General features: G+C 72.4%; 21 protein-coding genes. 8 read left to right on the top strand and 13 right to left on the bottom strand.

The features are described from left to right. Positions 1-16: 16 nt before the first annotated feature. Positions 17-718, bottom strand: coding sequence for a TetR/AcrR family transcriptional regulator (locus tag IH26_RS0135485; protein WP_030440646.1), 702 nt, complete (start codon positions 716-718; stop codon positions 17-19). A gap of 84 nt (positions 719-802) precedes the next feature. Here IH26_RS0135485 and IH26_RS0135480 point away from each other — a divergent pair, with 84 nt between their 5' ends. Beyond that, positions 803-2,464: an MFS transporter gene (locus IH26_RS0135480; protein WP_030440645.1), complete on the top strand. Its 1,662-nt coding sequence runs from the start codon at positions 803-805 to the stop codon at positions 2,462-2,464. Here IH26_RS0135480 and IH26_RS0135475 read toward each other — a convergent pair. Genes IH26_RS0135475 through IH26_RS0135460 form a run of 4 tightly spaced genes read right to left on the bottom strand, consistent with a single transcriptional unit; the run spans position 2,461 to position 4,723 of the window. Then, positions 2,461-2,871 (bottom strand): rhodanese-like domain-containing protein, encoded by a 411-nt coding sequence (locus IH26_RS0135475; protein ID WP_051809164.1) that lies wholly within the window; start codon positions 2,869-2,871, stop codon positions 2,461-2,463. The two genes, IH26_RS0135480 and IH26_RS0135475, sit on opposite strands and share 4 nt — an antisense overlap. Before the next feature lie 26 nt (positions 2,872-2,897). After that, a complete protein-coding gene (locus IH26_RS0135470; protein WP_030440643.1) occupies positions 2,898-3,371 on the bottom strand; it encodes a cysteine dioxygenase in 474 nt (157 codons plus the stop codon). Positions 3,372-3,415: 44 nt separating this feature from the next. Then, on the bottom strand, positions 3,416-3,691 hold the full coding sequence (locus IH26_RS0135465; protein ID WP_157437554.1) for a protein kinase family protein: 276 nt from the start codon (positions 3,689-3,691) through the stop codon (positions 3,416-3,418). 39 nt (positions 3,692-3,730) lie between these two features. Further along, a complete protein-coding gene (locus tag IH26_RS0135460; RefSeq protein WP_169789871.1) occupies positions 3,731-4,723 on the bottom strand; it encodes a magnesium transporter CorA family protein in 993 nt (330 codons plus the stop codon). 275 nt (positions 4,724-4,998) lie between these two features. Between IH26_RS0135460 and IH26_RS0135455 the strand changes: the two genes are divergently transcribed. From IH26_RS0135455 to IH26_RS0135445, 3 genes are all read left to right on the top strand, one after another. Next, positions 4,999-6,174 carry a neprosin family prolyl endopeptidase gene (locus IH26_RS0135455; protein ID WP_051809128.1) on the top strand — a complete coding sequence of 392 codons (1,176 nt, stop codon included), beginning with the start codon at positions 4,999-5,001 and terminating at the stop codon, positions 6,172-6,174. 144 nt (positions 6,175-6,318) lie between these two features. After that, positions 6,319-6,840: a sigma-70 family RNA polymerase sigma factor gene (locus tag IH26_RS0135450; RefSeq protein WP_030440639.1), complete on the top strand. Its 522-nt coding sequence runs from the start codon at positions 6,319-6,321 to the stop codon at positions 6,838-6,840. Then, the gene (locus tag IH26_RS0135445) at positions 6,837-7,547 is read left to right on the top strand and encodes a zf-HC2 domain-containing protein (RefSeq protein ID WP_030440638.1); all 711 of its coding nucleotides are present in this window, start codon (positions 6,837-6,839) and stop codon (positions 7,545-7,547) included. Before IH26_RS0135450 ends, IH26_RS0135445 begins: the two co-directional genes overlap by 4 nt. Here IH26_RS0135445 and IH26_RS0135440 read toward each other — a convergent pair. Both IH26_RS0135440 and IH26_RS0135435 read right to left on the bottom strand, forming a co-directional pair. Then, complete coding sequence (locus IH26_RS0135440; RefSeq protein ID WP_030440637.1) at positions 7,544-8,404, bottom strand: oxidoreductase; 861 nt, start codon at positions 8,402-8,404, stop codon at positions 7,544-7,546. The genes IH26_RS0135445 and IH26_RS0135440 overlap by 4 nt on opposite strands. 9 nt (positions 8,405-8,413) lie before the next feature. After that, positions 8,414-11,698 carry an ATP-binding protein gene (locus IH26_RS0135435; protein ID WP_051809126.1) on the bottom strand — a complete coding sequence of 1,095 codons (3,285 nt, stop codon included), beginning with the start codon at positions 11,696-11,698 and terminating at the stop codon, positions 8,414-8,416. 229 nt (positions 11,699-11,927) lie between these two features. Between IH26_RS0135435 and IH26_RS0135430 the strand changes: the two genes are divergently transcribed. Both IH26_RS0135430 and IH26_RS0135425 read left to right on the top strand, forming a co-directional pair. Then, positions 11,928-12,551, top strand: a complete 624-nt coding sequence (locus IH26_RS0135430; RefSeq protein WP_030440635.1) for a helix-turn-helix transcriptional regulator — start codon at positions 11,928-11,930, stop codon at positions 12,549-12,551. A gap of 12 nt (positions 12,552-12,563) precedes the next feature. Beyond that, positions 12,564-13,583 carry a S66 family peptidase gene (locus IH26_RS0135425; RefSeq protein ID WP_030440634.1) on the top strand — a complete coding sequence of 340 codons (1,020 nt, stop codon included), beginning with the start codon at positions 12,564-12,566 and terminating at the stop codon, positions 13,581-13,583. Here the strand turns inward: IH26_RS0135425 and IH26_RS0135420 are convergent. Both IH26_RS0135420 and IH26_RS0135415 read right to left on the bottom strand, forming a co-directional pair. Then, complete coding sequence (locus tag IH26_RS0135420) at positions 13,577-15,055, bottom strand: MFS transporter (protein WP_030440633.1); 1,479 nt, start codon at positions 15,053-15,055, stop codon at positions 13,577-13,579. The genes IH26_RS0135425 and IH26_RS0135420 overlap by 7 nt on opposite strands. Before the next feature lie 22 nt (positions 15,056-15,077). Further along, positions 15,078-15,551 (bottom strand): response regulator transcription factor, encoded by a 474-nt coding sequence (locus IH26_RS0135415; RefSeq protein ID WP_030440632.1) that lies wholly within the window; start codon positions 15,549-15,551, stop codon positions 15,078-15,080. Between the two features lie 165 nt (positions 15,552-15,716). Between IH26_RS0135415 and IH26_RS0135410 the strand changes: the two genes are divergently transcribed. Beyond that, entirely contained in the window at positions 15,717-15,980 is a 264-nt protein-coding gene (locus IH26_RS0135410; protein WP_030440631.1) for a helix-turn-helix transcriptional regulator, read from the top strand. 129 nt (positions 15,981-16,109) lie between these two features. Continuing rightward, entirely contained in the window at positions 16,110-17,123 is a 1,014-nt protein-coding gene (locus IH26_RS0135405; RefSeq protein ID WP_030440630.1) for an NADPH:quinone reductase, read from the top strand. Here the strand turns inward: IH26_RS0135405 and IH26_RS0135400 are convergent. From IH26_RS0135400 to IH26_RS0135380, 4 genes are all read right to left on the bottom strand, one after another. Continuing rightward, positions 17,120-18,118, bottom strand: a complete 999-nt coding sequence (locus IH26_RS0135400; protein WP_030440629.1) for a PseG/SpsG family protein — start codon at positions 18,116-18,118, stop codon at positions 17,120-17,122. The genes IH26_RS0135405 and IH26_RS0135400 overlap by 4 nt on opposite strands. A 100-nt stretch (positions 18,119-18,218) precedes the next feature. Beyond that, positions 18,219-18,944 carry a cytidylyltransferase domain-containing protein gene (locus IH26_RS0135390; RefSeq protein WP_030440628.1) on the bottom strand — a complete coding sequence of 242 codons (726 nt, stop codon included), beginning with the start codon at positions 18,942-18,944 and terminating at the stop codon, positions 18,219-18,221. A 19-nt stretch (positions 18,945-18,963) separates the two neighbouring features. Beyond that, positions 18,964-20,418: a hypothetical protein gene (locus IH26_RS0135385; RefSeq protein ID WP_030440627.1), complete on the bottom strand. Its 1,455-nt coding sequence runs from the start codon at positions 20,416-20,418 to the stop codon at positions 18,964-18,966. Next, positions 20,415-21,245: a hypothetical protein gene (locus IH26_RS0135380; RefSeq protein ID WP_030440626.1), complete on the bottom strand. Its 831-nt coding sequence runs from the start codon at positions 21,243-21,245 to the stop codon at positions 20,415-20,417. The genes IH26_RS0135385 and IH26_RS0135380 overlap by 4 nt, the downstream gene beginning before the upstream one ends. Between the last annotated feature and the right edge of the window lie 3 nt (positions 21,246-21,248).

The following is a 21,248-nucleotide window of genomic DNA, read 5'->3' as shown; positions in this document are numbered from 1 at the left end:
AGACATCGTCGATCGCTCATTTCGTGACATATTTGCCCAGGCCGTCGACCAGCAGGGCGAGGCCGAACTCGAAGCGGGCCTCCGCGTCGCCGCTGACCAGCTCCTGCGCGTGCGCGCGGATGTTCGGGTAGAGATCGACCGGCACCTGCTCGAAGTATGCCCGCAGGTCCCTCTCGAGTTCGGCGGGGAACGCTTCCTCCTCGGTGGCCGTCCCGCGCCAGATGGACATTTCGTACGCGTCCGCGGTGACGTACAAGAAGATCCGGTCCATCGCCCACGCCGCGTGCTGGGCGGGAACGCCGCCGGCCAGCATCATGCCGATCATGGCGTCCGAGGCGCGCAGCGCGTTCGGGCCGGTGGGGACGATGGCGAGCGCGGCGCGGGCGAGATCGTAGTGGTCGAGCAGGATGCGGTGGCTCGCCCGGGCTATCTCGAGGATCTGTTCCTTCCACCGCGGCGGGTCCAGCGGGGGGATCTCGACCATGCCGCAGACCTCGTCGAACATGAGCTGGAGCAGCTCGTCCTTGCTCGTCACGTGGGCGTAGAGGCTGGACGGACCGGTCTCGAACTCGGCGGCGATGCGCCGCATGCTGACCCCGTCGATGCCCTCGGTCTTCACGATCCGCAGGGCCGCCCGCACGATCTCGTCGCGGCCGAGCGGGTTCTTGGCGGGGCGCTGGGGTTTGATCGCCCGCCGGAGGAACGGCGACTCTTTCATCGTCGGATAACTTACTTGACGCGAACGGTGTTCGCCAGTAGAACGGTGTTCGTAACCAACGAACACCGTTCAGGGGGACTCCCGATGGAAGCCGTACTCGACAAGACGGCCACCACGCCCACCGCGTACCGATATCGGTGGGTCGCACTCTTCGTGATCCTGGCCGTCGAGGTGATGGACCTGCTCGACGCCCTGGTCACCAACATCGCCGGGCCGTCGATCCGCGCCGAGCTGGGCGGGGCGTACAGCCTGATCCAGTGGCTCGGCGCCGCCTACACCCTGGCCATGGCGATCGGCCTGCTCACCGGCGGGCGGCTCGGCGACATCTTCGGCCGCCGCCGGATGTTCCTGATCGGCGCGGCCGGCTTCACGCTCGCCTCGCTGGCCTGTGGTCTCGCCCAGTCGCCGGCCCAGCTGATCATCGGCCGGGCGGTGCAGGGCCTGTTCGGCGCGGTCATGCTGCCTCAGGGCCTCGGCATGATCAAGCAGATGTTCTCCGACGAGGAGCAGGCCAAGGCGTTCGGCGCGTTCGGCCCGGTGATGGGCCTGTCCTCGGTGGGCGGCCCGATCCTGGCCGGCTGGCTGGTCGACGCGAACTACTTCGACTGGGGCTGGCGGATGATCTTCTTCATCAACCTGCCGCTCGGCCTGTTCGCGGTCTTCGGCGCGCTGCGGTTCCTGCCGGAATTCTCCAGCGCGCGTCCGCCGCGCCTGGACGTCCTGGGCGTGCTGCTCGCCGGGGTCGGCGCCTTCCTGCTGCTCTACCCGCTGGTGCAGGGCCGCGACCTGGACTGGCCGGTCTGGTGCTTCGTGCTGCTGGCCGCCGGCGTGATCGTGTTCGGACTGTTCGCGATCTACGAGACCGGGCGCGAGCGGCGCCGGCTCGACCCGCTGGTCACGCCCAGCCTGTTCCGCAAGCGCGCGTTCTCCGGCGGGCTCGCGGTCGGCCTGGTCTTCTTCGCCGCGCTGATCGGCACCGGCCTGGTGTTCACCTTCTACCTGCAGATCGGGCTGGGATATTCGCCGCTCAAGGCCGGTCTCACCACGCTGCCGCAGGCGCTGGGCACGGTCGCCGGCTTCATTGCGGCGGGCGCCGGCCTGGCCGAGAAGCTGGGGCGCAAGCTGCTGCTGATCGGCACGGCCGTGATGATCGTCGGCACCGCGGGCTTCGCGCTGACCGTACGGCTGGCCGGGGCGGACATCACGCCGTACCACATGATTCCGGCTCTGGTGCTGCTCGGCGCCGGCATGGGCCTGGCGATGGCGCCGTTCTTCAACATCGTGCTGGCCGGCGTCGACACCGAGGAGACCGGCTCGGCCTCCGGGGCGCTCACCTCGGTGCAGCAGTTGGGCGGCGCCTTCGGCATCGCCGTGCTCGGCACCATCTTCTTCGCCATCCTGCCCGGCCAGGTGGCATCGCATGTGGACGGCTCGGCGGCCGAGGTGCGGACGGTGCTCACCACGGCCGGGGTGCCCGCCGACGCGCAGCCGGCCGTCGTCACCGGCCTGCGCGAGTGCCTGCGCGACCGCACCGCCGAGAACGACCCGGACGCGGTGCCGGCCAGCTGCCAGGGCGCCGGCGCACCGGCACCCCAGGTCCAGGCGTACGCCCAGGAGCAGGTCCGCGCCGGTTTCCAGGACGCCACGATCCGGACCACCGGCGTCACGCTGATCCTGCTGCTCCTCGCCTTCGGACTGTCCTTCCTGCTCCCGAAGAAGGCCAGACCGGACGCGGCGGAACACTAATCGGCACGTCTCACCGGCAGGCCGGCGTCTCGCCACGCGGCGAAACCGCCGGCCAGGTCGGTGGCCCGGTGCAGGCCCAGGTCCTGCAGCGCGGCCGCGGCCAGGCTGCTGGTGTAACCCTCCTGGCAGGTCACGATCACCTCGAGGTCGTAGCTCTCGGCGAACGGCAATCGGGCGTCGCTGCGCGGGTCGAGCCGCCACTCGAGGACGTTGCGCTCGATGATCACCGCGCCGGGGATCTCGCCGAACTCGGCGCGCTGGGCGGCCGGCCGGATGTCGATCAGGACGGCGCCGCGCTCCAGGGCCTCGGCCGTCTCGTGCGGGCCGACGCGGCGCAGCCGGGCCCGGGCGCCGGCCAGGATCTCGGCGATGCCGGCGGAGCCGGGTGGCGGAGCGTCGGCGCCGATCAATGAGGCGCCGGTCACTGAAGCGCTCACCACTGCACCCCCGCCTGTTCGACGGTGAGCGTCTCGAGGCCGTCGGCGCCGAGGCGGTACCGGGTCATCGTGGTCAGTGCCGGGCCGTACACGTGGATGCTCACCGCCGGGCGCGACGAGCGGTTGGTGATCCGGTGGATGTGCCGGCTGCCGAACCGCCGCCCGGCGCCCTCGCCGAGCTCGCGACCGACGATGCGCGGCGGGGCGCCGGCCGGGGTCGTGACGGCGTCCTCGGTGAGCGTGCCGGCGAGGACGTGGAACGCGCCGGCCGAGCCGCCGTGGTCGTGCAGGTCGGTGCCCTGGCCGGGCAGCCAGGTGAGCAGCCAGACCTCGTGATCGTCGGCCACGTGCAGGCGCTGGTACCACCGGCTGACCGGGTTGTAGCGCGGCGCCACCGGCCACTGCTCGGGCTCGGCGGCGTAGCGGGCGGCCAGGGCGAGATGGTCGAGGCGAAGATCGACGACGGTCACGGGAGCTCCTCGGTTCGCATACAATGCCTATAGAGACTATAGGCTTAGCTCCCTGGGGAGGGGACGGCGGCCCGGCCGATGCTGAGGGCGGGTCGCGCGACGAACTCCATGACGATCCAGGAGCGCTCGCTCCAGACGACCGCGTTGTAGATCTTCATGGCCGGCAGCCGTGCCACGGCCGAGCCGATCGGCAGCCCGTCGGCGAGCTCCCGCAGCGTCACCCAGCGCCAGAGCACCTCGTCCTCGGCCAGCCAGACCCGGCCCAGCTCGTCCTCGTCGAGCAGCCGGACCACTCGGTAACGATCATCCACCCCGGTCATGCCCCCGGTTCGGAGCGCGGGCCCGCGCGGATGGGCCGCCTACCACCAGCCGCGGCGCTTGGCCCAGCCCAGCAGCAGCACGGACATCACGGCCATCACCACCAGGACGGCGATCAGCTGCGCTACGTGGGTGTGCGTGTTGACGATGACGTTCATGCCGTAGATCGAGGAGAGCGCGGTGATCGGCAGGGTCACCACGGCGATCACGGCGAGCCGCTCGGCCGCGATGGTCATCTTGGTCTCGGCCCGGGCCCGGTAGAACTCGATCACACCCTGCAGGTACTCGCGCTCGCCGTCGGCCAGCCCGCGGATCCGGTTGAGCTGGTCGACCACGTCGTTGACCAGCGGGCGGTCGTCGGCCGGCACCCGGGCCTCGAGGGCGGCTATCCGGCCGTACACCTCGGCGCCGAGCGCGCCCATCGTGCGCACCGCGAGCAGGCCGTGCCGGGCTTGGAACAGCTCCTCGAGGAACTCCTCGGGGTTGCCCATGTGCCCGCTGGTGACCCGCTGCTCGAGGTGCCACACGTCGGTGGTGATCTCCTCGATGAACGTTTCGAGTCGGTGGATCAAGGCGGAGGTGATCGCGTACGAGAGATCGTACGGCGAATTGGGGCGCAACCGGCCGGATTCGAGCCGCCGCCGGACCCCGTCGGTCTCCCGTAGTGCGACATCGAGAGAAAGGTTCGGATTGATCGGGCCGTGCACGGTTACGACGTACTTCTCGCCGATTATCTGATCGAGTTCGAGATAGTGCACATGCCCGGACGGTCCCCGCTCCGGTCCGTGCAGGATAACCAGCTGCTGATGCGGATAAATCCGGACACGTGGCACGCGATTCCGTTGCATACAGTCGCGGACGGCAAGGGGATGACAGCCCAGCACGTCGGTGAGCAGCGCGACGGCCTCGTCGCTGCACTCCGGAATGTCCACCCACACCAGCGCGTCCGGCCGCTCCAGCAGGGCTGCGACCTCGGCCAGGGCGTGCGTCACGACGCCTCCGCCGGTGAGCGACAAGACCCGGATCCCACCCATGTCCACACGCTAGTCCGGAAAGAAGCTCGTGGCACTTTGCCTCTTTCCGATCCAGGCGTGAAATCCGCCCTCCGCAATCACGCCGACACGCTGCGTCGCCGAAATTACGGTTTGCCTCACCAGATCGGTTCCCGGCCTCAGCCGTTAAGGCGGAAAACCCGTCAGCAGGGTCACCTCGAATCGAGAAGGCTATATGGTGACGGGCGCCGCCGAGAACCGGTGCCGGAGGCCCCCTCGCCCACACCTCCGACCACACGATCAACGAGGACGGACACGTGTTGAAGTCACGCCGCGGCCTGCTGGCCGCCGGTATCGCGGTCGCCGTGGTCGGCGCCCTGGGCGTTGCCTCGACCCTGAACGCGGGCGCCGAGCAGATCGGCGACTCCACCGACCAGCAGCCGGTCGCCGCCACGCCGACCAGCTCGGCGGACACTCTCTCGACGCCGCCCGCGCTGCTGCCGTGGGGCGCCCGCCCGCAACTGGTGCGTAAGGACCGTGCCGGCGTGAGCGCCCGGACGCTGCGGGCGGACGGCCTGGACGCCGCCTCCAACGACACGAGCGGCTCGATCCTGCCGCGGGGGCGGTACGCGCCGAAGGGCGATCTGTCGGAGGTCCTCTCGTCCCAGTCCGGGGCGCGCCCCGCGGCGCCGCCGTCGCCCGAGCCCGACCCGTCGGCGTCCAGCAGCGGCCCCACCTGCGAAGACACGAAAGACCCCTGCTACCTGTATCAGGGCATGCATCAGGGCTCGCTGAAGGATCCGGCCGAGTCGGATGGCTTGTACGTGAACGTCACGATCGGCAAGCCGAGGCTGGGCGACCAGGACGGTCACTCGCTCGGCGAGATCGCGGTGCGGTCGGCCGACGGGGGCGAGGCCGTCGAGCTCGGCTGGACGGTCGACCGCGCGGTGAACGGCGACGACGACCCGCACCTGTTCGTCTTCCACTGGGTCGAACACAAGCCGACCTGCTACAACGGCTGCGGTTTCCAGCAGTACAGCAAGAACCTCAAGCCGGGCGACACCCTCGCGTACGGCGTCACCAAGAAGTTCGGCATTCAATACTCCGACGGCGCCTGGTGGATCGCCTTCGACTCGGAGTGGATCGGCTACTTCCCCGAGAATTTGTGGACCGATCAGGGCACCACGTTCACCCGCACCGGCCAGCTCCACGCCTTCGGCGAGACGGCGACGCAGAGCCTGCAGCCGTGCGACACCGACATGGGCACGGGCGCCTGGGGCGACCAATCCACGGCGGCGGCGTACATGGCCAGCGTCGCGTACCTCAATGGCCCGGCCGTGAACCCCCTCTTCTACGACGGGCCGGCTTTCTATCCGATCCAGAAGTTCGCCGCGGTGAATACCCCCCCGCGTACCTTCCGCTACGGCGGCGCCGGCTTCTGTGCATACCAGAAGAGGCAGGCCTCGGCCACGCCCTCTCCGTCCTCTTCCTGAGGTTCTCAGTGACGCGATGCCCGGTCCCGGCGAGGGGGACCGGGCATCGCCCTGTCCGGGATCCGGCGGCTCCGATCGAACCCGCTTCACCGTGACGGTGTACAAGTGGGTGGCAGACGGATGCTGGGGAAGGGCATGGCGCGGATGAGGCGACGGGTGAGCCCCGACGAGGAGCTGATGACCGCGCTCTACAACGAGCACTATGCGGTCCTGCTCGGCTTCGTCCTGCGCTACGTGCGCGACCGGCATCGCGCCGAGGACATGGTGCAGGAGACCCTGCTGCGCGCCTGGAAACACATCGATCACCTCGACACCGACCAGGGGCGGACCCGCTCGTACCTGCTGACCATCGCCCGCAACGTGGTGACCAACGCCTGGCGGGCCGAGCAGCGCCGGCCGCACCTGGTGGCGGACGAGATCGCGGTCGACACCATGCCGGTCGAGGACAACGTCGACCAGCTGGTCGAGGGCTGGCTGGTGGCCGAGGCGCTGGAGCGGCTCTCCGCCGAGCATCAGGCCGTGGTCCGGGCGATGTACTACGAGGGGCAGAGCGTGGCGGAGACCGCACGGCGGTTGTCCGTGCCCGAGGGAACGGTGAAATCACGGGCATATTACGCGGTCCGGGCGTTACGGACGGCGTTCGAGGAGATGGGGGTGCTGCGGTGAACCCCGATCACGACGACCTGCGTCGACTGCTCGGCGGCTACCTGCTCGGCGGCCTCGACGACGCGGACACCGACCGGCTCGACGCTCACCTGCGCGACTGCGACGAGTGCCGCGACGAGTTGGAGCGGCTGGCGCCCGTACCGGAGCTGCTGCAACGCCTGCCCGACGCCCAGCGTGCGTTTCCCGGCGGTGCGCAAGCACCGATCAGCATGTCGGCCCGGCCGACCGCGGAGAACGTCGAGGGCCTGCTGCGCCGGATGCGGGCCGAGCGCTCCCGGGAGAACCGGATCGCCCGGGTGCGCTGGCTGGCCGCGGCCGCCGTGGTGGTGGTCGCCGCGGTGATCGGGATCGGGGTGATCCGCGGCAACCGGGAGACCACGACCCCGTCGGTGCTGCCCAGCCCGCAGCTGGTGACCGCGCAGTTCGAGGCGGCCGAGGGCAGTGGACTCGCCGGCGAGGCGGTGCTGACCCCGAAGACCTGGGGCGTCTCGGTGGCGCTCGACGTGACCAAGCTGCGCGGCGAGGGGCCGTTCCTCTGCCAGGTACGCAGCATGCACGGCGAGGTCGAGCAGGCGGCCGCCTGGGGGCCGACCCCGTCCGGCAACGCCAAGGTGATCGGGGCCAGCTCGTTCCAGATCGACGACGTGCAGTCGGTGACCGTGGCCGATCACGACGGCCACCCGCTCGGCACGGCCAACGTGGATTAACCCAGCTCGGCCAGGTCCTTCTCGTCCAGTCGCAGCCGGCCGGCCGCGACGTTCTCCTCCAGGTGCGCCACGGAGCCGGTGCCCGGGATGACCGCCACGTTCGGTGAGCGGGCGAGCAGCCAGGCCAGCGCCACCTGCTGGATCGTGGCGCCGAGCCGCTCGGCCACCGCGCTCAGCCGCTCGGCGGCCAGCGGCCGGAACCCGCCGCCGACCGGGAAGAACGGGACGTAGGCGATCCCGGCCGCGGCGCACGCGTCGATCAGCGGGTCGTCGTCGCGGTCCGCGATGTTGTAGAGGTTCTGCACGCAGACGATGTCGGCGATGCCACGGGCCCGGTCGAATTCCGCCCGGCTCACGTTGGAGATGCCGATGTGCCGGATCAGGCCCTCGGCCCGCAGCGCCATCAGGGTCTCCAGCGCGGGCTCGAACGCCGATCCGTCGTGCCCCCGGTCGCCCATCCGCAGGTTCACCACGTCCATCCGGTCCACGCCGAGCGACCGCAGGTTCGCCTCGACGCCGCGGCGTAGGCCGTCGGCGGTGAGGCCGGAGTGCTCGGCGGCCGGCTTGGCGATGTCGTCGCCCTCCACCAGCGCGCCGACCTTGGTGACCAAGACCAAACCTTGCGGGTACGGGTGCAGAGCCGTCCGGATCAACTCGTTGGCCGCCACCCCGTCCCGCGCGTAGTAGTTCGAGGTGTCGAGGTGGTTGACGCCCAGCTCCACCGCCCGCCGCAGGACCGCGAGCGCGGTGTCACGATCCGGCCGGTTGCCCTGCGGCCAGCCGGTGAGACGCATGGTTCCGTAGCCGACCCGGTTGACGGGCAGATCCCCGCCGAAGACCACTTGTTCGTTCGTCACGACTCCTAGTTAACCCGCCGAAGCTATGGACAGTGATATGCGCGCCATGTCCCAGCGCGCCGACATCGAGGTGTAGATGCGCAACGCCTCGTCCGGGCGCTCGCCGCTGAGCATCGCCGCGTCCTCGAGCGCGGCCGCCAGTTCGAACCGCCGGCCCACCTGCCGGTAGTGCTCGGCGGCGGCCCGGGCCGGCCCCGGATCGCCGCTGCGCAGCGCCTGGCAGCGCAGGTGCGCCGCGTGCGCGCGGGCCGGGCGTACCTCATGGGCGGCCTCGGCGGCGCAGATCGCGGCGGCCCGCTCGGCGACGTCCATCCTGGACAGCCGCCGGGCCAGCCGCATGACCTCCGGCAGCCACTGGTGGCGCAGCATCATCGGGGCGTACGAGGGCTGCAGCAGCGGCGCCAGCATCTCCAGCGCCTCGGCGTCCTGCCCCCGCCGCTCGGCCGCCAGCGCCCTGGCCACCAGCAGGAAGTCGCAGTTCTCCCGCTCCGCCTCGCTGGCCGGCACCGCGTCGGCCGCATCCAGGTGCGCGGCCGCCAGGTCGCGCGCGTCCCGGTGCAGCGCGATCAGCGCGGCCACCCCGTGCAGCAGCATGGTCACCGCGCCCGGCTCGCGCATGCCGTGCCGGGTGATGCCCGGGCCGTCCTCGGTCACCGCGGACACCTCGGCCAGCGCCTCGTCCCAGCGGCCCAGCCAGTAGTCCTGCACCGCGGTCGCCACCTGGAGACCGGCCGGCAGCCGGTGCGCGGCGGCGAACTCGGCGGCCCGGCGCAGGGTGCTCTGCGCCTCGTCCAGCCGGTCCAGGTTCTGCAGCGAGAACAGGCGGTTGTCCAGCAGGTCGAAGTACGTGCCGGCCAGCTCGGCGCGGCCGGCCACCACGTCCAGCGCCTGGTCGACGTGCCGCAGCGCGCGCTCGTGGTCGCGCCGGATCGAACTGGTCAGCCAGATCGTCTGCAGGGCGAAGGCGGTCTCGTACGGCTGGCCCGCCGCCACCGCCTCGGCGTGCACGTCCCGGGCCCGGCGCTCGGCGCGGTCCAGGTCGTCCAGGTCGCCACGGCGGAAATTGGCCAGCAGCACCCGATGCCGGGTCCGCCAGATCTCCGGCACCCGCGGGTCGTCCACCGCGTCCCGCAGCATCGCGACCGCCTCGGCCTCCTCGCCCCTGCGGTGCCGCATGGTGGCCAGCAGCTGGCGCATCTCGGCCCGGTCGCCGGGGTCGGTGGCGAGGCTCATCGCCTCCTCGGCCTCGGTCATCGGGAATCGCTGCCGGCGGAACTCCAGCCGGGCCAGGGCCACCAGCAGGACGCCGCGCTGGGCCGCGGAGGGCAGGTCGGTCCGCAGCGTACGGCGGATCAGGTCGCCGGCGATCTGCGGCGCCCGCCGGACCACCTCGGCGTGATGGGCGAGCAGCCAGTTCAGCACCCAGGTGTCCACCGCCGGCGTCTCGGCCACGAGCTGCTCGGCCACCCGGGTCACCGCGCTGCCGCCGGCCGCCAGCACCTCGGCCGCGTGCCGGTGCAGCCCCGCCCGCAGCGCCGGCGGGACGCTCTCCACCAGCGCCTGCCGCAGGTACGCGTGCCGGAACGCCAGGTCGGTCCCGCTGTCCACCAGCACGCTCGCGGCCAGCGCCTCCTCCAGCGCGCCGACCAGGTCGAGCGCCGAGCGGCCGGTCACCGCCACGACCTCGCTCACCGAGAACTCCGAGCCGAGCAGCGCGGCCAGCCGCAGCACCTCCCGGGTCGAGCCGGAGAGCAGGTCGAGGGTGGCGTGCACGGCGGCCATCAGCGTCCGGGGCGGCTCGACGGTCACCTCCGGCCCGATGTCCGCCCGGCCGCCGGCCACCTCGACGGCGTCCCGCTGCCGCAGCGCGCCGACCAGCTCGCGGGCGAACAGCGGGTTGCCGCCCGAGCGGGCGACCAGCGCCCGCAGGTTGTCCCCGGGCGGGGCCCCGACCAGCGCCGCGACCAGCCGGTCGAGCTCGGCCGGCCGCAATGGGCGCAGCCGCAGCGCGGTCGGCGGGCCGGCCGGGTCGCCCGGCCGGGACGAGGCGACCAGCAGCAACGGCAGCCGGGTCACCAGGCCGCGCAGCCGCTCCCAGACCCGCTGGGTGGCCGAGTCGGCCCACTGCATGTCGTCGACGATGAGGATCAGCGGCGCGGCCGAGCAGGCGGCCCGGACGGCGGCGACGATCTGGTCCTCGGCGATGTCCGGCTCGGCCAGCGGGCCGTGCGGCCGGCGGGTCGCCGACTCCAGGCCGAGCGCGCGGGACAGCACCTGCAGCGGCACCCGGGAGCCGAGCTGGTCGGCCGCGCCCCAGGCCACCCGGCAGCCGCAGCGGGCCGCGTCGGCGAACGCGTGGGTGAGCAGCTCGGTCTTGCCGATGCCCGGCTCGCCCTCGATCCAGACCGCGCCGCCGGAGCCGGCCGCGAGCTGCCGTACGTACCCGCGCAGCTGATCGACCTCGGTCTCGCGGCCGATCCAGTCCCGCCCGGCCAGGCCGTCCCGCAGCGCCCTGGCCACGGCGGTCGGCACGACCGTCCGGATCGGCTCTTTCTGGGCCGTGCCGGTCAGTACCTGGCGTTGCAGCTCGCGCAGGGCCGGCCCGGGTTCGATGCCGAGCTCGGCGACCAGCGTGCGGCGGGCGGCGCGGAACACCTCCAGCGCCTCGGCGTGCCGGCCGGCCCGGTGCAGGGCCAGCATCAGCAGCTCGTGCAGGGGCTCGTGCAGCGGGTTGTCCTTGACCAGGCCGGTCAGCTCGGCGATCAGGCTGTCGTCGCCGCCGAGGTCGACCAGGATCCGGGCGCGCTGCTCGGCGGTGGCCAGGCGCAGCTCGGCCAGGCGCTGCCGGTCCAGCTCCAGGAAGGGCCCGGCGAGGCCGGCGTACGCGTCGCCGCGCCACAACGCGAGCGCCTCCTCGAGCCGGCCGGCGGCGCCGCGATGGTCGCCGGCCGTCAGCAGCTCGGCCGCCCCCGCCCGTAGCTGCTGGAACCGGCCGGCATCCAGCTCGCCCGGCTCCAGCCGCAGCAGATAGCCGCCCGACGCGCTGGTCAGCTGGCCGGGCGAGAGCACCCGGCGCAGGCCCGAGACGTACGTGTAGACGCTGCCGGCCGCGGTCGCCGGCGGCGAGTCGCCCCAGATCGCGGTGATCAGCTCGTCCCGCCCGACCAGCCGTCCGGCGTGCGCGGCGAGCACCGCGAAGACGGCCCGCTGCCGGGCGGCGCCCAGGTCGATCTCGCGATCCCCCACCCAGGCGCGCACCGGCCCCAGCACGCTGGCGCGCAAAGCCTCTGGCACTTGTCCTCCCGAGTCGGTGAACCCAACTTCGAGGGAGACGGGCCGGGTGTCAATGGATAACACAAACCGCACGGACGGGCAGTTCTCCGCGCTACCCCTTCCGCGGCGAATCGCGCCTCTGCTGAACTGGCCTACCGACCCTCGTACGGCGATGAAGGATCTCTGAAGAATTCCTGAAGAACCTTCTCCGACACTTGCTCCACGCTGGGCGCGTCGGGAGGGGTCGGCCATGGAACAGGTCAGGGTCGCATTGCAGGCGATGGATCCGGTCAGCCACGCGGGGCTGGCGGCGCTGCTGCAGTTCCGCGGCGACATCTCGCTGCTGCGCCCGCAGCAGCGCGCGGACGCCCAGGTGCTGGTGGCGGCCGCCGAGCGGCTCACCCCGGACGTGGTGTCCGCGCTGCGCCGGGCCGGCGCCGAGACCGGCGCGCCGATCGTGCTGGTCTGCCAGGAGGTCGCCGAGGCCGAACTGCTGACCGCGGTCGAGTGCCGGGTGGTGGCGATCCTGCCGCGCTCGGCGGTGACCACCGAGCGGCTCGCGCACAGCGTGCGGGCGGCCGCGGCCGGGGGCGGGGTGCTGCCCCCCAACCTCATCGGCGAGCTGCTCAAACAGGTCGACCGGATGCAGCGGGACGTGCTGGCGCCGAACGGGCTGAACGCGTCGGGGCTGACCCCGCGGGAGATCGACGTGCTGCGGCTGATGGCCGACGGGTTCGACACCAACGAGATCGCCGGCAAGCTCTGCTACTCCGAGCGGACCGTGAAGAACGTGATCTACGGAGTCACCCACCGGCTCAAGCTGCGCAACCGGTCGCACGCCGTCGCCTACGCCCTGCGCGCCGGGATGATTTAGTACGTTCGGCAGATGAAAGTGAAGCCAGGCGATCGAGTTGCCGTGCTGTCGCCGTCGTTCGCCGCTCCGCGGCTGTTCCCCGCCGTGCACGACCTCGGCGTCCGGCGGATCGGTGAGCTGCTGGGTCTCGAGCCGGTGGAATATCCGACGACGCGCCACCAGGGCTCCCCGGCGGAGCGCGCCGCCGACCTGATGGCCGCGTACGCCGACCCGGCGATCCGGGCGGTCTTCGCGACCATCGGCGGCGACGACCAGATCACCGTGCTGCCGCACCTGGACCCGGCGCCGTTCGTGGCCGACCCGAAGCCCTTCTTCGGCTACTCCGACAACACCAACATCCTGAACTGGCTGTCGTTGCACGGCGTGCCCGCCTACCACGGCGGCTCGACGATGGTGCACCTCGCGCGGGGCGGCGGCGCGGATCCCGAGCACCTCACCTCGCTGCGGGCTGCGCTCTTCGAGACCGTCGATCTGGAGATCACCCCGGTCGCCGAGTTCAGCGACGAGGAGCTGGACTGGGCCGACCCGGCGGCGCTCACCCGGTCCGCGCCGCGGGTGTCCAGTCCGGGCTTCCACTGGCACCGGGCCGATCGGGTGGTCACCGGGCCGGCCTGGGGCGGGAACCTGGAGATACTGCACTGGAACCTGGCCGCCAACCGATGGATCAAGCCGAGTGACGCGTACGCCGGATCGGTCCTGCTGCTGGAGACCTCGGAGGAGATGCCGCCGGCCGGCGAGGTGTTCCGGATGCTGCGCAACGCGGGCGAGCGCGGCCTCCTGGAGCAGTTCCCGGCGGTGCTGGTCGCCACGGCCAAGGCGAGCAACCTGCAGAACCGGCCGCCCCAGGAGGACCGGGCCCGCTACCGGGACGAGCAGCGGGACGCGGTGTTACGGGCGCTGGCCGCCTACCACCCGTCGGCGATGGCCGTCTTCGGTGTCGATTTCGGTCACACGGCGCCGCAGTGGATCCTGCCGTACGGCGGTCGGATGACCGTGGACGGCCCCGGGCGCCGGATCATCGCCCACTACTGAGCCCCGCTCTTGGCGCTGGCCTGCACCGGCGGGGAGCACGGGTCGCAGAAGCTGCGCGGCGGCGTGGGCTTGGTGATCCGGTTCGGGATGAGGACGAACGCCAGCGCCGCGCCGCCGACCATCAGACCCACGCAGATCAGCATCGCGTTGCGGAAGACCGGGTGCAGCTGGTCGGACACCGTGAGGCTGCCCGCGCCCAGCCCGGCCGCCAGCGGCAGGATCGCGACCGCGAGCAGGCTGGCAGCCCGGGCCACCGCGTTGTTGACGCCCGAGGCGATGCCGGCGTGCGCGTCGTCGAGCGAGCCGAGCGCGGTGGCGGTCAGCGGCGCCACCAGAGTGGACAGGCCCAGGCCCAGGATGATCACCGCGGGCAGCACGTCGGTGAGGTACGACGCGCCCGGCCCGATCATCGACATCAGCAGCACGGCGACCGCACAGATCAGCGGCCCGACGGTCATCGGGATCCGCGGGCCGATGCGCTGGCCGAGCGCGCCGGAGCGGGCCGACAGCAGCAACATCAGGATGGTTGCCGGCAGCATCGCGGTGCCCGCCGCCAGCGGGCTGAACCCGGCCACCACCTGCAGGTTGATGACGAACAGGAAGAAGATGCCGCCGTTGGCCGCGTACACCAGGAAGGTGACCAGGTTGGCCCCGGCGAACGCCTTGTGGCGGAAGATCTCCAGCGGCACCATCGGCTGCGCCGAGCGGCGCTCGGCCAGCACGAACGCCACCAGCCCGGCGACCCCGACCGCCAGCGAGACCAGGACCATCGGGTCACCCGGGCCGCGCGTCGGCCAGGCGGTGAAGCCGTACGTGAGGCCGCCGAGCCCGATCGCGCCGGTCACGATGCCGGCGATGTCGAAGCGGCGGCCCGCGGCCGGGTCCCGCGACTCCGGCACGTGCCGGGCGGTCACCAGGAGCACGAGCACGGCGACCGGCACGTTGATCAGGAAGACGTACCGCCAGCTGCCGGCCTCGACCAGCCACCCGCCGAGGAACGGGCCGAACGCGCCGCCGATGCCGCCCAGGCCGGACCAGGCGCCGATCGCGCGGGCGCGGTCCTCCTGCTGGAAGGAGGCCTCCAGGATGGCGAGCGCGCCGGGGGTGAGCAGCGCCCCGCCGATGCCCTGCAGGACCCGGGCGCCGATCAGCAGCTCGATGCTCGGGGCCAGGCCGCACAGCAGCGAGGCGATCGCGAACCAGGCGATGCCGATCATGAAGATCCGCTTGCGGCCGAACCGGTCGCCGAGCGAGCCGCCGAGCAGGATCAGCGAGGCCAGGCTCAGCGCGTACCCGTTGACGGTCCACTGCAGGCCGGCCGCGTCGGCGTGCAGGTCCCGGCCGATCGAGGGGAGCGCGATGTTGACCACGGTGGCGTCGATGAACGCCAGGCTGGAGCCGAGGACGGTGGCGAACAGGACCCAGCGGCCCCGCGCGGTGTGATAGCGGAGCAGCGTGTCATCGACGGCCATGACGCCGACCTTACGCCGATCTTTACGCCGAGCGGCGGTCCTGCTCCGGGGCGACGCAGCCGCGCATTGCCCGGGTGGCCGCCATCGCGGCGGCGGTGGCGGCGCTCGCCGACCTGGCCGCGGTGACCGGCTTGCGCAGCAGCACGTTGTCCAGCCGGGCGCAGAGCTCGGCCCGGTGGAACGGCTTGGTCAGGTAGTCGTCGGCGCCGGCCTGCAGCGCCGCGAGGATCCGCTGGTCGTTGACGTCGGCGCTGATCAGCATCACCGGGAGCAGGGCGGTGGCCGGTTCGGCCCGCAGCCGCCGGCACAGTTCGATGCCGGACTCGCCGGGCATCCGGACGTCCAGCAGCGCGGCGTCGAAGCCGCCGGCGAGCAGGGCCGTCATCGCGGCGGCCGCGTCGTCGACGGTGACCACCTCGTACCCGGCGCGGCGCAGGGCGAGCGTGAGCAGCTCGCGGTGGTCGGCGTCGTCGTCGGCGATGAGCACGGTTGACACGGGTGCCTCCAGGAGCTGTGGTGCGGACATCCTTGCTGTTCGGCACCCCGCCGGAAGCCGCTGAGCCCTTTTCGAGGTTGCGCGCGTACGCGCACATGGCGGCCAGTGTGCACGTACGTGCACAACCCCTAGGATGTGTACGTACGCGCACACGCGGGGCGAGAAATGCGACTGAGCAACTGTGAAGATCTCGGGTCTTACCTGCGCGAGTGCCGGCGGGAGGCAGGCCTCAGCCAGGCCGACCTGGCGGCCCGGGCAACGGTCAGCCGCCGCTGGCTGTCCGACCTCGAGGCGGGCAAGCCCACCGTCGAGGTCGGCCTGGTCTTCAAGGTGATCTCCGCCCTCGGCCTGTTCGTCGATTGCCGGCCCGCGCCCGAGCCGGAGATCGGCCTCGACGCCTTCCTCGACTCCCTCGGCCGGGAGCCATGAGGGAGCCGATGATCCGGCCGGCGAGGGACGAGGACGCCGCGGCGATGGTGGCGGGTCTGACGCCGTCTGGCACCGTCCGGGCCACGCCGCAGCCCCGCGTGACCGGCAGGACAGGCCTAGGGTGGAGGCATGCGCGCTGCTGTCTTCGAAGAGCCCGGGCCCGCCGCCGTCCTGCAGATCGTCGAGCGGGAGACGCCGCCCGTCGGCGCGGGTGAGGTCCGGGTCCGGGTCGTTCTGTCCGCGGTCAATCCCACCGACACCGGGACCCGTGCGGGTCGCGGCGTGCCCGACGGCGTGACCCCGCCCCGGGTGCCCAACCAGGACGGCGCCGGCGTGGTCGACGCGGTCGGGGAGGGGGTCGGCGGGCTCGAGCCGGGCGACCGGGTCTGGGTCTGGGACGCCGGCTACGGCCGGGCGAACGGCACGGCCCAGGAGTACGTGGTGCTGCCCCGCCGCCAGGTGGTGCGGATGAACGACGACGTCCCGTTCGAGGTCGGCGCCGCGCTCGGCATCCCGGCGCTCACCGCGCACCGCTGCCTCACCCTGGCCAGCGACGGCCCGGCCAGGCTGGAACCGGGGGCGCTGGCGGGCCGCACCGTGCTGGTCGCCGGCGGCGCGGGCGCGGTCGGCAACGCCGCGATCCAGCTGGCCAAGTGGGCCGGCGCGACCGTGCTGACCACGGTGAGCTCGAAGGAGAAGGCCGATCTCGCCGGTGCCGCGGGTGCCGACGCGGTGATCAACTATCGCGAGGAGGACCTGGCGGCCCGGGTCAAGGAGCTGGCCCCCGGCGGCGCGCACGTCGTCGTCGAGGTGAACACCGAGAACCTGCGGGCCGACCTCAGCGCGGTCGCGCCCGGCGGCAACATCGGCATCTACGTGGGCGGCGAGGTGACCATCCCGAGCTTCAAGGCGATGCTCAAGAACGTCAGCCTCGACTTCGTGCTGACCTACACGACCACGACCGAGGAGAAGGACAACGCGGTCGCGGCGGTGGCCGAGGCGGTCAACACCGGCGCCTTCCGGGTCGGTGAGGAGGCCGGGCTGCCGATCCTGCGCTACCCGTTCGAGCGGGTCGCCGACGCGCACGAGGCGGTCGAGCAGCACGCGGTCGGCAAGGTGGTCATCGAGGTCACCCAGCCTTAGGGCTCGAGCAGCGCGGAAGCCACGCGTTCCACGCCGCGCCCATCGACGGCCGCCCACGCCTTGGCGGCCAGTTCGGTGCGCCAGGACGCGTCGGTGAGCAGGGCCCGCAGCGTCGACACCGCGTCGTCGCCCAGGTGACCGAGCTGCCCCAGGCCGGCCGCGTAACCGCGGGCGATCGTCCGGTCGTACCCCAGGATCTGGTTGTCCACCACCCACACCAGCGCGGCCGGCAGGCCGAGGCAGAGCAGCTCCCAGGTCGAGGTGCCGCTGGCGCTGACCGCGAGGTCGGCGCCGGCGAGCAGCTTCGGCAGGTCGTCGGTGGGCGAGATGATCTCGAAGCGCTGCCCCGGTCCGGCCGGGATCGCCGAGAGCTCGGCGTTCAGCTCCTCGTTCGCCGCGATGACCGTGGCGTCGAAACCGACGCCGGTCCGGGTGAGCAGCGCGGCCACCTGCGGCGCCGCGCGGTAGGCGTCGGTTCCGCCGAAAAAGGCCACGACCTTGGGCGTACGCCCGGGGCGGTGCACCGGCGGGGTCACCGGCCGCAGCGAGCGCACCGACGAGCGCAGCAGCGCGTAATCCAGCCCGGCCAGCCCGATCGCGTCCTCGACGTCGATCCGCGCGTCGAGGTTCTGGTCGACGTAGATGTCGGCGGTCTGCCCCCGGAAATCGCCGTCCACGATGGCCAGCACCCGGCGCCCGGTCTTGCGCACCGCCACGCTGTGCGCCGGCGGCAGCGTGTACGAGTCGATCACCAGCGCGTCGATCTCCAGCCGCTCGACCGCCGCGACCAGGCCGACCGGGTCGAACGGCGGCGGATGCCCGGGCAGCCCGCGCTGGCTGAGCTGGGCCTCGGCCCAGGCCACGCCGCCCAGGTCGCTGAGGAACCGAACGCCGGCGCCGCGGGCCACCAGCTCCTCGGCGAGCGCCACGCAGCGGACCAGATGCCCGACGCCGGTGCGGGCACCGGCGTCGCAGCGAATACCGACGATCGTCACGCGGAGCCAACCTTCGGCATGCCCTCCTGGCCCTCGCCTGCGGCCTGGGTGCGCAGCTCGCCCCTGGGCCAGTCGGCACGGGGCCGCTCGGTGCAGTCGTTCATGCCTGGACTAGCGCCTTCTGCAGCACGTGCGCGTTCAGCTCGATCAGGTCGGGGCGCTCGGTGAGCCAGGCGGCCACCTTCTTGAGCTCTACCGGCTCGTCGCCGAAGTGGTCGACGATCGCCTCGATCAGCTTCCAGTCGTCCTCGGTGTCCAGCGTGAGCCGCAGGTGGGACAGGTCGGGCTGCAGGGTGAGCCCGATCACGTCGAAGTCGTCGGCGTGCGTGTAGATGTACGACGTCACGTGCACCCGGTGGTGGTCGGTGGCGAGCGCGTCGACCTGCCGCAGCACCGGCGTGCGCACCATCTCGACATCCAGCCCGCGCGGCAGCGTGTGGGCCAGCGACGTGCTCAGGTAGTCGGCCCCGGCGGCCACGAAGACCCGGTGCGCCCGGCTGATGATCGCCGGGTCGATCAGCGGATTGTCCGCGGTGAACCGCAGCACGATGTCGCTCTCGTGCTGGTCGAGCACCCCGAGGAAGCGGGCGAGCACGTCGTCGACCGGCCCGCGGTGGCAGGCCACGCCGATCGCGGCGCACTCGGCGACGATCGCGTCGTCGGCCGCCTCGGTCGTGGTGGCCACGACCAGCTCGTCGAGGACCCCGCTGGCCTGCGCGGCGCGGACCACCCGCTCGAGGACGGACCGGCCGCCGAGCTTGAGCAGCACCTTGCGGGGGAGGCGGGACGAGTCCATCCGCGCCTGAATGATGCCGAGGGATGTCATTTATGTCCTTTAAGGGGGCTTATGCTCGTTTTCGGAGGCGCTGACGGGCCTTCCGCGCTACGCCATACCCAAGCTTGGCCATGCGGTAGCCGAAGGTACCGCCGAAAGTGGCAATTTGAACACGAGCTTTGGTCAATTCCGCATCTCGTTTGGCGATCTCGCGTTCGTACAGTTCGGCACGCGCATCGGCGTCGGCGAGCAGGCGGCGCAGGGCACGCATCTGCTCCTGTTGTTCGCGGCGGGAATCCGGCACCGGCGGGTCCTCGCCGGGCGGAATCGCCGGGACGTCGCCGGGCAGGCCGGCGGCGCCGTGCAGGATCGCGGTCAGCGTCCGCAGGTCGGTGGCGGCGGGCCACGGGTGCGCGTACCCGCCGGTGAGCAGTGTGGAGGCGAAGCCGCGCAGGACGTCGGCGCGGGCCGGGACGCCCGGGTCGAGCCGGGTGAAGGTCTCGCCGGCCACCACCACGTTGTCCGGAGTGGCCGCCGGCAGCGCCGCCATCCAGCCGGTGAGCAGTCGGCGCACCGTCGGCAGGTCGTGCCGCAGGCAGGCGCCGAGCAGCAGTTCCTCGAGCAGCCGGCCGGCCGGTAGCGGCCAGGCGCCGTCCGGTCCCGGGGCCACCTCGCGGACCTGGCCGTCGCCGAGCAGCACCGGCGGCAGGGCCGGCGTGGCGGCCGGGCGGGGCGCACGATGGGCAATCACCAGCCAGGCGGCGGCCAGCTCGGCTCCGATGCCGCCGCGCACCGCGGATGCGGCGAGCCGGCGGGGGTCGGAAAGAGCGGGACGATTCGCGTACGCGGTGGCGACCGCGCTCGCGGCCGCGGCGGCGAGTGCGTCCGCCGGCCCGGTCCGGAGCGCCTCCGGGGTGGCGATCAGGGTCGGCGCGGCGGGCGACGGCCACGCGGCGCCGAGCCAGTCGAGGGTCAGCTCCTCGCCGGCCAGCCGGTCGGTGAGGCGGGCCGGGCTGCCGGGCATGCTGTCGTCGAACTCGCCCAGCGACCGCCAGGCGTCGTCGGTCCGCGCCGCCGTCGCCGCGGCCGGGTCGACCAGCCGGTGCACGCCCAGCTCGTTCTCGACCGTCAGCAGCAGGAGGCCGCCGGGGAGCAGCGCGTTCCGGAGCGCCCGGAGACACTCGGCCCAGTCGTACTGGGGGCCCTCGACCGAGCAGAGCCGGCCGACGCCGTCGAACGCGACGACCGCGTCCCAGCGGTCGGCCTCGGTGAGCTTGCTCAGCGTGCCGCAGAGCACGTCGAGGCCGGCGGCGTCGAGCCGCTCGGCCTCGGGCTGCGAGCGGACGAGGCAGGTCACCGCGGTCCGGGCGGCGAGCGCCTCGATCAGCGCGTGCTCGTGCGGGCCGGCGACCAGCACGCGCGCCCCGGCCGGGAGCCGGTCGGCCAGGTAGCCGTACAGGGCGCCGCCAGCCGGCGGGCGGTCCTCGTTCCACCCGGGCATCTCGCCGCCGATCAGCCGGATCATGCGGGCACCGCCGCGCGGTCAAGGCTCCAACCGAGCATGGCGCGCAGCTCGGCGGGCGAGGCCAGGTAGTCCTCGCCCAGCTCGGCCAGCGCCGACCGGCGGGCCGCGGCCGGCTCGGGCCGCTCGCCGTGCAGCTCGGGCCACTGCCGGCGGATGCGCTCGGCGACGGCGCGGTCCTCCCGCTCCAGATGCATCGGGTCACCGTAGACGGCCGGCTCGCAGCCCGCAGCGGCGCCGTAGAAGACGGCGCTGCTCAGCCGGTTGGAGGCCACCCGTCGGTGGGCGCGAAGTTCACCCAGCTGGTTGTGCAGGAACTTGATGTCGGTGTCCTGCCACATGTAGCCGCGGTAGCCGTGGCAGATCACCCGGCCGGCCTTCTCGTACTCGGCGCGGACCTTGTCGTTGCGGTACTCGTTCCAGTACAGGCAGAACGTTACCGGGCCGGTCTCGATCGCCATGATCTCGTCGATCTGCCGGCGGTGGCTGCCCTTCACCTGCTGGCTCTCCCAGCCGTGGAACGGGTACCAGATGGTGCCGGCGCGGGTGGCCGGGTCGGGCGGGGGCGGGGCGAACCGCAGCAGGTAGAGGAACGGCGCGCCGATCACCGTGGCCTGACGGCGCCCCATCGACCAGGCGCGCCGCCGGGTCTGCTCGGACCACACGAAGATCGGCTTGCCGGGGAGGTACGGCGTGCCGAGGCCGAGCCCGTCCACCACGTTCCAGCCGTGCTGCACGTAGCCCTCGATCCGGGGCGGGTGCTCCGGATCCAGGCCGCAGTACTCGGCGAGCACGTGCGCGTGGCCGTAGAAGTGGTTGGCGTGGTGCACCCG

The sequence above is a fragment of the Actinoplanes subtropicus genome, assembly GCF_000721705.1.
Classification (GTDB): Bacteria; Actinomycetota; Actinomycetes; order Mycobacteriales; family Micromonosporaceae; genus Actinoplanes; species Actinoplanes subtropicus.
The sequence above is the reverse complement of the archived record's forward strand: the minus strand, read 5'-3'. Positions and strand labels throughout refer to the sequence as shown.